12 protein-coding genes are annotated in these 14,035 nt (G+C 67.2%); 5 read left to right on the forward strand and 7 right to left on the reverse strand.

Features of this window, described 5'->3' with window-relative positions; translation table 11 throughout:
* The first annotated feature begins 28 nt into the window (after positions 1 to 28).
* Positions 29 to 409 (forward strand): carboxymuconolactone decarboxylase family protein, encoded by a 381-nt coding sequence (locus GII31_RS05045; RefSeq protein WP_213247363.1) that lies wholly within the window; start codon positions 29 to 31, stop codon positions 407 to 409.
* A gap of 550 nt (positions 410 to 959) precedes the next feature.
* Here GII31_RS05045 and GII31_RS05050 read toward each other — a convergent pair.
* The 5 genes from GII31_RS05050 to GII31_RS05070 all read right to left on the reverse strand — a co-directional run bounded on the left by GII31_RS05050 (position 960) and on the right by GII31_RS05070 (position 6,915).
* Positions 960 to 2,498: an FAD-dependent oxidoreductase gene (locus GII31_RS05050; protein WP_213247365.1), complete on the reverse strand. Its 1,539-nt coding sequence runs from the start codon at positions 2,496 to 2,498 to the stop codon at positions 960 to 962.
* Positions 2,495 to 3,427, reverse strand: a complete 933-nt coding sequence (locus GII31_RS05055) for an FAD:protein FMN transferase (protein WP_322973052.1) — start codon at positions 3,425 to 3,427, stop codon at positions 2,495 to 2,497. Before GII31_RS05055 ends, GII31_RS05050 begins: the two co-directional genes overlap by 4 nt.
* Before the next feature lie 11 nt (positions 3,428 to 3,438).
* Entirely contained in the window at positions 3,439 to 3,849 is a 411-nt protein-coding gene (locus GII31_RS05060; RefSeq protein WP_213247367.1) for an FMN-binding protein, read from the reverse strand.
* A gap of 103 nt (positions 3,850 to 3,952) precedes the next feature.
* A complete protein-coding gene (locus tag GII31_RS05065; protein ID WP_213247369.1) occupies positions 3,953 to 6,040 on the reverse strand; it encodes an AMP-binding protein in 2,088 nt (695 codons plus the stop codon).
* Positions 6,037 to 6,915 (reverse strand): 1-acyl-sn-glycerol-3-phosphate acyltransferase, encoded by an 879-nt coding sequence (locus GII31_RS05070; protein ID WP_213247371.1) that lies wholly within the window; start codon positions 6,913 to 6,915, stop codon positions 6,037 to 6,039. Before GII31_RS05070 ends, GII31_RS05065 begins: the two co-directional genes overlap by 4 nt.
* Positions 6,916 to 7,331: 416 nt before the next feature.
* Between GII31_RS05070 and GII31_RS05080 the strand changes: the two genes are divergently transcribed.
* From GII31_RS05080 to GII31_RS05095, 4 genes are all read left to right on the forward strand, one after another.
* On the forward strand, positions 7,332 to 7,874 hold the full coding sequence (locus GII31_RS05080) for a YceI family protein (RefSeq protein WP_213247373.1): 543 nt from the start codon (positions 7,332 to 7,334) through the stop codon (positions 7,872 to 7,874).
* A 175-nt stretch (positions 7,875 to 8,049) separates the two neighbouring features.
* Entirely contained in the window at positions 8,050 to 9,735 is a 1,686-nt protein-coding gene (locus GII31_RS05085) for an adenylate/guanylate cyclase domain-containing protein (RefSeq protein ID WP_213247375.1), read from the forward strand.
* Entirely contained in the window at positions 9,732 to 10,640 is a 909-nt protein-coding gene (locus GII31_RS05090; RefSeq protein ID WP_213247377.1) for an oxidoreductase, read from the forward strand. Before GII31_RS05085 ends, GII31_RS05090 begins: the two co-directional genes overlap by 4 nt.
* A gap of 31 nt (positions 10,641 to 10,671) precedes the next feature.
* A complete protein-coding gene (locus GII31_RS05095) occupies positions 10,672 to 11,256 on the forward strand; it encodes a TetR/AcrR family transcriptional regulator (protein WP_213247380.1) in 585 nt (194 codons plus the stop codon).
* Positions 11,257 to 11,280: 24 nt separating this feature from the next.
* Here the strand turns inward: GII31_RS05095 and GII31_RS05100 are convergent, their stop codons facing one another.
* A complete protein-coding gene (locus GII31_RS05100; protein ID WP_213247382.1) occupies positions 11,281 to 12,831 on the reverse strand; it encodes a class I adenylate-forming enzyme family protein in 1,551 nt (516 codons plus the stop codon).
* A 2-nt stretch (positions 12,832 to 12,833) separates the two neighbouring features.
* On the reverse strand, positions 12,834 to 14,033 hold the full coding sequence (locus tag GII31_RS05105; protein ID WP_213247384.1) for a CaiB/BaiF CoA transferase family protein: 1,200 nt from the start codon (positions 14,031 to 14,033) through the stop codon (positions 12,834 to 12,836).
* Between the last annotated feature and the right edge of the window lie 2 nt (positions 14,034 to 14,035).

Consider the following 14,035-nt stretch of genomic DNA (forward strand, 5'->3'; position numbering starts at 1 on the left):
ACAAGCCTCGACCACAAGGAGATTCATCATGACTGACACCATCGACAACCACGGCAGCGAATCCGGCGCGACCACTCTGCGCAGGCTGGTCCCGCAACACCGGGCCCTGCGCAAGGCCATTCCCGACGTCTACGCCGGCTTCGGCGCACTGGCCGGCGCGGCCTTCGAGGACGGTGCACTCGACCGGAAGACCAAGGAACTCATCGCTTTCGCGATCGGCGTCGTCGAAGGTTGCGACGGCTGTATCGCCTCACACGGCCAGGCCGCGGTCAAGGCCGGGGCCACCGAACAGGAGGCCGCCGAGGCCATCGGTGTCACGTTCCTGATGCACGGCGGCCCCGCCACGATCCACGGTGCCCGCGCCTACGAGGTGTTCCGCGGTTTCGTCGCGGATGCGGCCGGCGAATGATGAAATAGCAACCGAGAAGGGAGCGCAGACACATGTGCCAACCGATCCGATGCCGTACCTGCGGTAAGACCACCTGGACCGGCTGCGGCAGCCATATCGAGGAAGTCCGCCGCACCGTGCCCCCTGCCAACTGGTGTCCGGGGCACACCTACCACTCCGCTGCGGGTAAGTCCATATCCTGAACTGGCGGGCTGCTGCTGTGACAGTGGTTCACCCTGCCCGTTGAGATGTGCGCCTGCGAGCCTCGAAACTTCGTGAGGGAACATTGTTGTCTCGCGTGGTTTCGAGGCTCGGTCGTCGGGCGACCTCGCACCTCAACCGGCGGAGGGTGTGTTCGCCGATCTTGACCGGCACGGGGGTGTGTCCGCTGAGTGTGGATATCGACGAACTGCACCTCAAGGTGTATCCGGTGGCCCTCGGAAAGGGCGTGCCACTGTTCGGAACTCCCCGGCCCGGTGCCGAATCCGGGCCGGGGAGTTCTCGCTACGGTCGGTCACGCCGTACGACAGTGGAGTGGCGTGGACGATTGACGAATGACTGAGGTGAACCTTCAGTAGCCGGTGAATGCGTCGGTGTGAATCCGCCACGGCCGCAGGAGAAGATCGCGGTGGGCACCGATGAGTCGTGACCGGGTGGCGGACACGAAAGCGGGTGCGCCGGAGATATAGAAGTGGGGACGTGGGCCGTCGGCGGCGAGCTCGTCGGAGAGCGCCACGATGCGGTCGATGGCCTTCGGTGAGGCGTCAGGGTTCTCGATGATCACCACCCGCGCCCCGCGGGCTGCGGCCTCGTCGAGAACCTCGCGGTAGACGCGGCGGCTGTCGTCGCCCACCATGTGCACCAGCACCACCCGCGACAGATCGGCGCCGGTGTTGAGCCAGGTGCGCAGCATCGAGATGTACGGGGTGATCCCGATTCCGGAGGCGATCAGCACGATTCGGTCGTCGGCGAACGCGGCCGGTGACACCACGAAGTCGCCGCCCTGATTATCGATGAACGCCGTCCGCCGGGCATCGATCAGCCGTTGTTTGAACGGTGAGGGCCGCGGGCCGGTGGTGAACGAGAACTCGACGGCGTCGGCGGGCGACGAGTAGGAGAATACCCGGCGGGAATTGCGCCACAATGGCAGCGACCAGCTCGGGGCGCTGACGGTGGCCCACTGACCGGGGGTGAAACGCGGTGCGCCACCGGCCGGGTCGCCGTCGATCACATATGTTCGGTCCGCCGACGGGGTGGTGGTCGCAGACAGCCGAATACGGCGGGCCGATCCGTTCGCCAGCCGGACCGCGAACGCGAACAGGCAACCGAATGCCAGCGCGATCTCCGGGTCGAACGAGAACTCGTAGGACGAGGTGATCTCGAACGTGACCTGGCAATGCATCAGCACACCCACCAGCGCGCCGTAGATCAGCGTAGGAATCCTGGTGGCGGGCGACGTCAACGGTTCGGGCAGCATGATCGCCCCCAGGAACAGCACCGGCGTCGACTTGAGCCACATCTGCGCATCCGGGACGGTGGTGAACTGGCCGGCCACCAGCAGCGTGATGACCGATGCCGCGAGATAGACGCCCACCAGTTCCCATACCCGTAGCGCCGTCACCAGCAGCGCCCCGATCACCAGCATCGGTATCAGCAGCGGTTCGGCCGCCACCCACCACGAGATGTACATCAGTCCGCCGATATCGGCGTACATCAGGGCGTAGCAGACGATCGCGCCGACGACGACGGGATTGATGATCAGGCGACGCCGCCACACGAGCACGTACTTGGAGGCCGCGGCCGCGGCGGCACCGAGGGCCGCAGTCTTCCAGGTTGCGCCGTCGGTCGCCACCGGCATCACGAAAAACAGGATGAGCGCGGTGATCAGCCACGAATCAGAGTTCGGCGGTACCCGCACGATCGCCGCGCCCAGGTAGGTGACCGCACCGCACACCACGATCACGGTCACCAGCGACTTCAGCAATTGGGCCGGGGTGTACCCGAACTCGTCGTCGGTCGCCGCCACCACGAGGGCGCAGGCGGTCAGTGCGAGGAGCGCGAGGAGGACGGCCCGGTGGCCGCTGAGCCAGGACGGAATGAACCGTGTCACAAAAACAACTCCACATCCGGGTTATCCGAGTATTCGACAGTGCCATTGTGCCGCACCACCACGTGCTCGAAGTCGGCGCCGATCAGGTCGGGGCGTTCACGCAGCCGATCGGCAGGGGTGAAGAACAACGCCGTGGCCAGGCCGTCGGCGAGCATCGCGGTGGGCGCCATCACCCAGGTGGCCACCACATCCCACGTCGGGGTGCCGGTCTTGGGATCGATGATGTGATGCCAGTGGGCGTCGTCCCCGATGTCATCGTGTCCGGTCCCGTCGGTCCCCCGCGCGATCCACGCGCGCCGGTTGCTCGCCGATGCGCAGATGGCGCCGGAGGCGAGTTCGACGACGCCGATGGCCTTGGTCGGGTCCGCCGGATGTTCCAGCGCCACCCGGACCGGCACGTCACCGGTGGAGATCACCATGTCGCCGCTGCCGTCGACGATGAACGTGTCGGTGTGTTCGGCGACGATCCGGGCGACGCGGTCGATGGCGAAACCCTTGCCCGCCGCGCCGACATCGAGAATCGCGCCCAGCCGGGTCACCAGTTCGCCGTCGTGTGACTCGATGACATCGGACCAGGCGGGGCACGGCGCGATGCCCGCGATCCGGCGCAGCGAGTAACTCGCGTCGTATCCGGCGTCGGCGAGGGCCTGCCCGACGAACGGCGACACCGCGCCGTCCGTCAACTGGTACAGACGCCAGTACCAGTCCACCAATGCCTGATCGGATTCGGCGATGGGGTATCGGCCGGGCTGTCGGGCCATTTCGCTGACCGTGGAGTCACCGCGGAATCGGGACCACATCACATCGATGCGATCGAGTTCCGCGGTGATCTCCTCGGCGCAGGAACGCGGCAGTGGATCCGCCGTGGACACCATCCACCGGGTACCGAGCGATTCGAAGGACCAATCGGTGGCAATGGTGTTGGTCAAAGCAGGCGTTTTCAGGCGCGGGCCTGCGACTTGATCTTGGAGATCGCGTTGTTGAAGCCCTGCGGCGTCAGCGACGATCCCGCAGTCTTGCCCACGTTGATCGAATCGATGTTCTTTCCCTGGACCTGAGAGGCGATCGCTCCGGCCACCAATCCCTGGAACCGCGATGAGACGGGATGCGACGATCCCGGGGTGACACTGACGGACTGGACGATGTTCTTCTTCAGCGTGACAGTCACATTGATCTTGTCCGGGCCGCCGGGCCGGGTGTAGTCGCCGGTCGCGGTGTAGGTGCCGTCGCGGTAGTTGGCCGCATCCGCATCCGCCGCGAGCGCAGTCGTCATTGTTCCGGCGGTGGCGACGGCGGCAAGGACGCCGGCCACGCGAACGGAGCCGTGCAGGGAATTCTTGGTTGATGTCATGGCTAGGACGGTATCAAGAAAAAGGATGTGAAAGATAGCCTTACCTAATTATCTACCAGTGGTGAAATAGCAGAACCACGCCCCGTCGCCGCCGAAACGTCGTCTATCTCGACTGTAGTTCCCGACGCAGGATCTTTCCGGTGGCATTACGCGGCAACTCGTCGATGAACTCGATGTCGCGCGGCACCTTGTAACCGGCCAGTTGGTTCTTCACCAATGATCGGAGTTCGTCGGCCGACACCGACTGGCCCTCGCGCAGCACCACGAACGCCCGCAGGCGTTGCCCGAACTCGCTGTCGTCGACGCCGACCGCCGCGACGTCGGTGACCGCCGGGTGGCGGGCGATCGTGTCCTCGACCTCCTTGGGGAAGACGTTCTCGCCACCGGAGACGATCATGTCGTCGTCGCGGCCGACGACGAACAACCGGCCGGCGGCATCGAAGTATCCGAGATCGCCGGTGGCCATCAGGCCGTTGCGCCGTTGTTTGTCGCCTCCGCCCGAATAGCCCTCGAACAGTTGTGAATTGCCGACGAAGATACGCCCGGCCTCACCCTGTGAGAGCTCGGAGTTGTTCTCGCCCAGAATCTTTATCGTCGTACCTCGGGTCGGTGTGCCGGCGGTGCCCGGTGCGCGGCGCATGTCCTCGGGGGTGGCGATGGTGGCGTTGGCAACCTCGGTGGATCCGTACAGGTTGTAAAGGTTCTCGCCGAAGGTGTTCATCCAGCGGTCCGAAAGATCGCCGGGCAGAGCCGATCCCGACGCCGAGACCACCGTCAGCGTTGACGTGTCGTGCCCGCTGCGGACGTCGGAGGGCAAGTCCAGAATGCGCTGGAGCATCACCGGTACCACGACCAGCGCCTGCACCCGGTTCTCGGCGATCGCGGCCAGCCATTGCTCCGGATCGAACTTCCGCACACACACGATCGTGCCGCCCAGGGCAAGTCCCAGAAGGAGATTGGACAACCCCCACGCGTGGAAGGCCGGTGCGGCCAGGCCGACCCGCATACCGGCGTGCAGCGGGATGCGGTCGAGCACCGCGGCCGGGGCCTCCAGCGTGGGCACCGATCCGCCGCCCGAGATGGCTCCGCGTGCGGCGCCTTTCGGGGTTCCGGTGGTGCCGGAGGTGAGGATGGTGATCTTGCCGGTATGGCCCGGGCTCGGCGGGGAGTGGTGCGGGTATTTCGCCACGAGTACCGCCAGCGAGGTCAGCTCATCCTCGGCGTCGCGCAGGCCGGGGCCGTCGGCGAGCACGGTCCTGCGGTTGGTCGCGGCCTCGGTCACCAACTCGGTGAACTCGGTGTCGTAGATGATTGCCGACGGCTGCTCGCGGCGGCACACCTCGGTGATCTGCGTGCCGGAGAAGCCGGTGTTGAGCAGCAGCAGGTCGGCACCCGCCTTCGCCACCGCGGCCATCGCGAGCACGAACCCGCGATGGTTGCGGGCCAGCAGGGCCACGGCGTCGCCCTCGTTGACCCCGAGCATGCGCAGCCCCGCCGCGATCGACGTGCTCTGCCGGTCGGCCTCGGCGTAGGTGAGCGGACCCTGGTCGTCGATGACGGCGATGCGGTCGGGGTGCCGGGCCTCGCCGATCGCCAGCAGCGATGCCGGCGACATGCCCCAGTTGCGGGCGGCGAAACCGATCCGCACCAGCCTGTCGGGCCGCATCGGGGCGATGATTCCGGCCCGGGTGAGGGTGCCCAGGTGTTCGACCTCGTCGGTGATGCGGCGCGGCACCGATTTGCCGGGCGGGCTGCCGGCAACTCCTTCGGCCTCGGTCTTGATGCTCAGGACCATCTCTTTGAGCACCGACCACACCATGGGATAAGCGGCCAGATCGGCCACCGCCCCGAGCAGGCCGGGCGCGTCGTAGGACACCCGCAGGGTGAGCGAGGTCCCGCCGCCCACTGACCGCAGCCGCAGCCGGAAGCGGTGTGAGACACCACCGTAGGTGGACCAGGCCAGCTCGCGCGGTTCGGTGTACTCGGTGATGATGACGCTGCCGCCGATGGTCGCGCCGCCGACGTGCATCAGCACCCGGTAGTGTGCGTCGAGCTCCGGTGCGCGGCCGGGATCCTGGGCGAGCACCTTCAGCCGGCTGTCCGCGAACCGGTTGAGCGAGACCGGGTCGGCGCACAGCGCCCACACTTCGTCGATGGGGGCGGCGATGACTTCGCGATGTTCGATTTTCATCCGAGAACCGGGAGCTTTCGTTCGGCTTGGAGGGCGGTCAGCACGTCTTGCATCCGTCCGACGACGTCGTCGTACACCTTGTCCAGGTCGGGATCGTCGCCGTAGGTGGCGCGCAGGTCGATCGGCGGCAGATAGGAGATGGTGATCTTGGCCGGCAGCGGCAGGAACGGCCCGAACGGGAGAGTGACCCCGAACGGCGCCGACAGCACGATCGGCAGCACCTTCAGCCGCATCGTCCGGTCCAGGCCGAGGAACCGGGCGAGCGAATCGCCTCGGGTCAGGAACAGTGCGGTTTCCTGGCCGCCGATGGTCACCTGCGGCACGATCGGCACATCGTGTTGGAGAGCCAGGCGCAGAAAGCCCTTGCGGTGGTCGAAGTCGATGAGCGCCGACTGCGACGAGGGCCGGTAGCACTCGTAATCACCGCCCGGGAACACCTGCAGCAGCCCGCCTTCGGACAGGACGGCGTGCCCGTTGTCGGGGTCGGCCTCGACGGTACCGAAGCGCCGCAGGATCGGGGCGAGCGGCGAGTTGAGCACCATCCGGTGGGCGAGCTGATAGAACGGGCGCTGCGCGCCGAAATAGGAGGTCACGGCGAGCTGACTGATCAGCACCTCGGGTGACAGGATGCCGCCGGTGTGGTTGCCGACGATCAGTGCCGGACCCTTCGGCGGGATGTGGTGCAGGCCGCGTACGTCGGGCCGGTACCAGGCGCTGATGACCAGCCACAGCCCCGGCAGCAGCTCGCGGATCGCGTCGGGGTCACGGTCGTCGAGGTTTCCGACCCGTAACCGCGGCAGGAAGCGTTTGACCTGACCGGTCACCAGTGAGAGCACAGCGGGACCCACGCCGGTGCCGCCCGATTCTCCACTCATTGCTCGTACATCCCTCCAGGCATGCGTCATTGTGGCAGGACAGCCGCCGACGTAGGGTAGCCGACCGGGACCCTCCGTGTTGGCAGTATCGAAAACTCCTCACGATCATGAAGGATGTGAGGGTCATTCAGCGTCTTGTGCCGGAATTCGGCGGTCACCGTGAGTGAGCCGATGGCCGGCGGGAACACGTAGCCGATGGGGAGGTGGGGGCGTAGGTAGATCGGGCCGGCGCGGCGCCGGTGAGCGCGGTGACCGAGGCAGGTGCACCCGGGATGAAAGCTCGACGCCTCCGGTGGGCGTCAGAAGAATTTTTCCCTGGCGGGAATGTAATCGGACCGTGGTCCGTTTACACTCGGTGAAGCACACGGACCGGATCACGGTCCGGGAAGATCACCGATCTCGAAGGAGAACACCCCATGACCGTCACCGCCCCCATCCCCGCCGGAACCTGGACCATCGACCCCGCCCACTCCACCGTCGGCTTCTCCGTCAAACACCTGATGGTCAGCAAGGTCCGCGGAACCTTCGACACCTTCACCGGTGCCATCACCGTCGCCGAGGACGGTACCCCGTCGGTACGGGCCGAGGTCGACGTCACCTCCATCAACACCCGTAACGAGCAGCGCGACGGTCACGTCAAGTCGGCGGACTTCTTTGACGCCGAGCAGTTCCCCACGGCCGCCTTCGTGTCCACCGGCGTCGAGGCCGACGGCGACGACTACGTCCTCACCGGCGATTTCACCCTCAAGGGCGTCACCAGGCCGGTCGCGCTGGAACTGGAGTTCAACGGCGTCAACCCCGGCATGGGTAACGGCCCGGTCGCCGGATTCGAGGCCAAGACCGTGCTGAGCCGCAAGGAGTTCGGCATCGACATCGAGATGCCGCTCGAAGGCGGCGGCGTGGTCGTCGGCGACAAGATCACAATCGTTCTGGAGATCGAGGCGGGCCTGGCCGCCTGATCCCGCTTCTCCCACACGGCCGGTGGCTGCCCTCAGGCGCCACCGGCCGTGGCATATCCGGTGCACCCCGGGTTGTTTTGACGCCGATGGGGCGTGCCGATTGGGTACGCTCCTACTACGGGTAGTCGTTTTACCCCGGCACCGGCTACTGACAACGGGCACCTGAGGAGGGCGCATGGTGGCGCCGCGCTGGGCCGCCGCCAGGCGCCCGATGCAACGGCTCGTGCTCGGCCGCGAGATCGCGGTCCTGCTCTGGGGTACCTCCGAACCGGTCGTCGACTGGGGACGGCTCGACATCGCCACCCGCAACCGTCTGGCGAAACGGGCGACGGTCATCTCAATCCTGGTGATCGTTCTGAGCAACGCGGCCATCAGCGTCGAGACCTACCTGCTGGTCCAGCTGGCCTTCAACGGTGGAGTGCTGTCCTACGACTCGACCATCGGTGCCCCCAACTTCTCGGCCACCGTCGCCGCGGTGGCCGTCGGCCTGGTGCTCAACGTGCTGTTCGGGATCGGCATGTTGCATCCGCAGATGCGCTGGTTCCGCACCGGCTCGCTCGCCGATCACGATCGGCGCAAGGCCGTGCAATACGTCCCGTACCGCCAGGTGGCGGCCACCGTCATGGCGTGGTTCTGCGCGGTCGGGGCGTACATCGCGGTGGCCGACCGGGTGACCGCGGACCGCATCATCGGGGTGGCCGTCGCGTTCACGCTCGCGGCGGCCTCGAGCGGGGCGCTGACCTTTCTGTTCGCCGAGCGCGCGCTGCGGCCGCTGGCGGTGGTCGCACTGCACGACTACCCGGCCACCCACGCGATGTACGGCGTGCGGTCCCGGATGCTGGCCGCATGGGCGGTCAGCTCCTCGGTCCCGCTGATCGGCCTGGTCATCCTCAACGTCGGCCGGGGCCTGGACATCCTGCCCCGCCCGCAGGGCCGCACCGACTGGGCCACCGTGATCCTCGCGATCGTCGCGGTCACCGCGGGCAGCCGGGTGGTCTCGCTGGTCGCGCGGTCGATCTCCGATCCACTCCTGGAACTGCGCCAAGCACTGTTCAAAGTGGACAAGGGCCAACTCGACACCCGCGTGGCCGTGTACGACTCGTCGGAGATCGGTGTGCTCCAGCACGGTTTCAACGACCTGGTCAAGGGGCTTCAGGAGCGCGAACGGGTGCGCGACCTGTTCGCCCGGCACGTCGGCGACACCGTCGCCGAACGCGCCATGACCTCGGAACTGGGACGCTCGGGCACCAAGGCCGACGTCGGCGTGCTGTTCGTCGACATCCTCGGCTCCACGACGATGGCCGAACACCAGGATCCGGGGGAGACCGCCGAACTGCTCAACGCGTTCTTCACCATCGTCGACGAGGTGGTCACCCGACATAACGGACTGATCAACAAGTTCGAGGGGGACGCCGCGCTGGCGGTGTTCGGTGCGCCCGTCGACCACCCCAACCCGGCGGCGGCCGCCCTGGCCGCGGCGCGCGAGATGGCCCGCCAGCTGCGCGGCGAACTGCCGATCCAGTGGGGGATCGGCGTGTGTTTCGGCACCACGTTCGCCGGCAACATCGGCTCGGAACGGCGCTACGAATACACGGTGATCGGCGACCCGGTCAACGAGTGTGCCCGGCTCTCGGACCTGGCCAAGACCGTGAACGGTTCGGTACTGGCCAACGCGCCCGCGGTGCACGCGGCCGAGGGCGAGGCCCGGCATTGGCGCTCGGTGGGGTCGCGGGTGGTGCGCGGACGCGAGGAGGCCACTGAACTGTTCATGCCGGTCGAGTTCCTGCCGCACGATCCGCCGTCGTTCTCCGATGTCCTCTCGTCGATCCTGCGACCGGCGCGACGTACCCTACGGCTATGACTCACACCTCGAGCACGCCGTGGTCCGTCGCCGACATCCCTGATCAGACGGGCCGCACGGTGATCATCACCGGTGCCAACAGCGGACTCGGTGCCGAGACCGCCACCGCGCTGGCCGCCCGTGGAGCGCACGTCGTACTCGCCTGCCGCAACACCGCCAAGGCCGGAGAGGTTGCCGCGCGGATCGGTGACAAGGCGACGGTGCGCGCACTCGACCTGGCCGATCTCGACTCGGTCCGCGCCTTCGCCGGCACCGTCGGTGGCGCCGATGTCCTGATCAACAACGCCGGCATCATGGCGGTCCCGCTGCGGCGTACCGCGCAGGGCTTCGAATCGCAGATCGGCACCAACCATCTCGGCCACTTCGCGCTCACCGCGCTGCTGCTGCCCACGATCACCGACCGGGTCGTCACCCTGTCGTCGGGTCTGCATCAGCTCGGCCGGATCGACCTGGGCGATCTGAACTGGGAACGACGCCGGTACCGCAGATGGCAGGCCTACGGCGACTCCAAGATGGCCAACCTGATGTTCGGCCTCGAACTCGCCGAGCGGCTGCGCGCGGCCGGGTCGGCCATCCGGTCGCAGATCGCGCATCCCGGCTACGCCTCGACCGGGCTCGTCGGACACACCGAGACCCTGCTCGACCCGATCGCGAAACTCGGCGCTCGTCTTCCCATCGCCCAGTCCGCCGCCGACGGCGCATTGCCGACGCTGCTGGCCGCCACCGCACCCGATGCCGAGTCGGGGAGGTTCTACGGCCCCACACAGCTGTTCGGTCTGCGCGGGGCGCCCGGCCGGTCCGGATACAACGCCCGCGCCCGCGACCGGGCGATCCGCGAGGGGCTGTGGCGCGAGTCCGAACGACTCACGGGCATCGACTTCGATGTCATGGGCACGCTCGCTTGACAAATCGTTGCGGGCGCGGTGAATTGCCGGCATGAGTCAACAAACATCGGCAACCGGTTCGGACCGGATTCTGTTGGCGGCGGAGGAATGCTTCGCGCAGTTCGGGATCACCAAGACGACGATGGAGGACGTGGCGCGCGCCGCGAACCTGTCGCGGGCCACGGTGTACCGGCGGTACAGCGACCGGGAGAGCCTCATCGTGGCGTGTGTCCTGCGGCGGGCACGGCTCAACATCGGGCCGGCCCGGTCCTACATCGCCAACTGCCCGACGCTGGAACAGAAGATCGTCGAGGGGATGTGCCACAACATCAGTCGTGGCCGGCGCGACCCGCTGGTCCGGCGGCTCGTGTCGCCGGAGGAGATGATGCTCTCCACGACGCTGCTCTGGCGGTCGGGTGCGGCGGTGGAGATGACCTACGAACTGTGGGCGCCGATCCTGACCCAGGCGCAACTGTTGGGGGAGATGCGCAAGGACGTGGATATCCGGCTCTTGTGCGAGTGGATCGCCGAACTGGAACTCACCTACATCGGGCAGGATGACGACAGCCCCGAGGCGATGGACCGATTCCGGCGCAAGCTGCGGCAGTTCCTCGTGCCGTCGCTGGAGCCGCGCTGAGCCGGTACCCGAACGTCGGCCTTGCTACGACGGAATGCGGTCGGCCGCCGGATCGACCGGCACCGCCGCCTCCGGTGCGGACGGGAAGCGCTGCCGCAACTGTGCTTTGGCCAGCTTTCCGGAGAACGTCCGGGGCAGCGGCTCATCGAGTACGACGGCGTGCCGCGGTCGTTTGAACCTGGCCAGTGACTGCTGCGCGGTGGTGGCGATATCGGCGACGATCGCCGACGGATCACGGTCACTGTGGAAGACGACCATGGGCACCTCGCCCCAGCGTTCGTCCTTGACGCCGATCACCGCGTAGTCGAGCAGTCCGTCGATGGCATGCAGTGCGCTTTCGATCTCCGCCGGGTAGACGTTGAGACCGCCGGAGATCAGCATGTCCTTGCTACGGTCGACGATCTTGAGGAACCCACGTTCGTCGACGAAGCCGAGGTCGCCGGTGCGCAGCCAACCGTCGACGAGCGTGTCGGCGGTGGCCCGCGGATTGTTCCAGTAGCCGCTCATCACGTGCTCGCCCTTGACCAGGATCTCGCCGACCTCCCCGGCGGGGACGGTCCGGTTGTCGGCGTCGCCGATCCGGATCTCGGTGCCCACCAGCGCCAGTCCCGCGTAGCCGGGATGATCGGCGGCATCGGCCGGGCTGAGGGTCGCAACCATCCCCGACGCCTCGGTGAGGCCGTACACCTGGATCAGCGGAATCCCCTGGGCCCGGTATGTCTCGATGAGATGATCGCTCACCGGGGCGCCTCCGGTGCCGGCGAAGGTGAACTCGGCCAGCGTGCGCTTGCCGAAGTCGGGCAGGGCGGCGATCCGCTCCCAGATCACCGGTACCGTGGTGGTGGCGGTGACCCGTTCGCGTTCGAAGGTGTCCAGGGCGATCTCGGGATCGAAATCGCGCAGCAGCACCATCGTGGCACCGGGAACCAGCACCAACTGGATGAAGATCGACATCACCGAACCGGTGTAGACCAGCGGTGCCGAGCACATCACCCGGTCGCTCGCGGATATGCCATAGGTGATTGTCTGCGAGATGCCCGGGGTGATCGCGTTGCGATGGGTCAGCAATGCGCCCTTCTGTACGCCCGTGGTACCGGAGGTGTAGCAGATGAACGCCGGATCGTCGGGTTCGATGGTGACCGCCGGTGCGGGGCCGGGGTCGACGAGTGCGGTGAACGGAAGGTGCCCGGCGCCGCCGAGATTGACGACCTCGAATTCGGCCGCGGCCGCGGCAATATCGAGAAGTCCGGCGAACATATCCTCGACGACAACGACTTTCGGTGCACTGTCGACGATCATCGGTGCGAGCTCGTGCCCGGTGAGCCGGAAGTTGAGGGGGACGCAGATCGCACCGAGTTTGACGGTGGCGATCATGATCTGGGCCAACTCGGGACAGTTGAGCATCATCACCGCGACCCGGTCGCCCTTGGTGACTCCGCGGGTCGCCAGCCCGCGCGCGAGTGCGTCTGTGGCACGGTCGAATTCGGACCAGCTCTGGTAGGTTCCGGCAAAGGCGATGGCGTCCTGTGCGGGGCGCGTGCGGCCCCAATGCCGGACGAGGTCGGCGATATTCATAGTCACTCCTGATGTGATGGCTGGGCTGAGGTGAGACGGGTGAGGATCTCGGCGGTGTGGGCGCCGACGGCCGGTGGCAGGGCGGGGGCGAAGTCCTCGCCGGCCACACGTACCGGTGAGGTGATGAATCGCAGGTCGCCTACTCCCTCGCAGGCGACGGAGTAGGTATTGTTCCGGGCGACGAAATGGGGGTCGGCCAGCATGTCGTCGATGTCGTTGACGGGGCCGCCGGCGATGCCGTGCTCGATGAACATCTCGACCCACTCGGCCCGTGTCCGCTCGGCGAAGATCTCGGTCAGGGCCTGCCACACCATGTCCGCCCGGCGCGGAGCGTCGTCGTCGGTGCTGGTGAGGTCGATGCCGATGAGGTCGTCGCGGCCGACGGCACGCAGGAAGTTGTGCCAGAACTTGTCCACATGGGAGCCGAACAGGATGGCCTGGCCGTCCTTTGTCCGGTAGGCCTCCAGCCGTGGCCAGTCCGGCAGCCGGCCGTCGGGCAGCCAGGTGGGCCGCGGCATCGACCGCGTCTCATTGAGCGTGGCGTCCGCGAGGTCGGGCATCCAGGCGGCGGCGATGTCGATGCCCGCGACCTCGACGTGGCCGCCCTCGCCGGTGGTGCGGGCCTTGTGCAGGGCGGCGAGCACCGCCATCGCCCCGTAGGCGCCGAGCGCGTACATGGCGATCGGCGGGGTCCGCGATCCGGCGATACCGCTCACCGGGGGAGTGTCGGGGGTGGCCACCTCCCGCAGGCCGGCGTAGGCGTCGAAGACCGGCCCACCGGTGCCGAGCGTGCGGTAGGGGCCGTCGGTGCCCATCCCCGACACCGTACACAGTACGATCGATGGGTTGGCCTGCCGGAGTTGGGGATAGCCGATGCCCAGCCAGTCGAGATAGCCGCCGCGCATACCTTCGATGACGGCGTCGCACTGTGCGGCCAGGGCGAGGAAGGTTTGTTTGCCCGCGTCCGAACGCAGATCGATGTCGACGGACTTCTTGCCCCGGTTCCAGCGCAGATGCATGAACGAGGGGCCGTCGGGCCCGCCGACCGCGCGGGCGCCGCCCACTCGGACCGGATCGCCGGCACCGGTTTCGACCTTGATCACCTCGGCACCGAGGTCGGCCAGGTGCCCACCGAGGGACGAGGGCGCCAGCTGCGCGACTTCGAGTACTCGAATGCCTTCCAGCAGCGAGTATCCGCTCATGG

The sequence above is a fragment of the Gordonia pseudamarae genome (assembly GCF_025273675.1).
Taxonomy (GTDB): Bacteria; Actinomycetota; Actinomycetes; order Mycobacteriales; family Mycobacteriaceae; genus Gordonia; species Gordonia pseudamarae.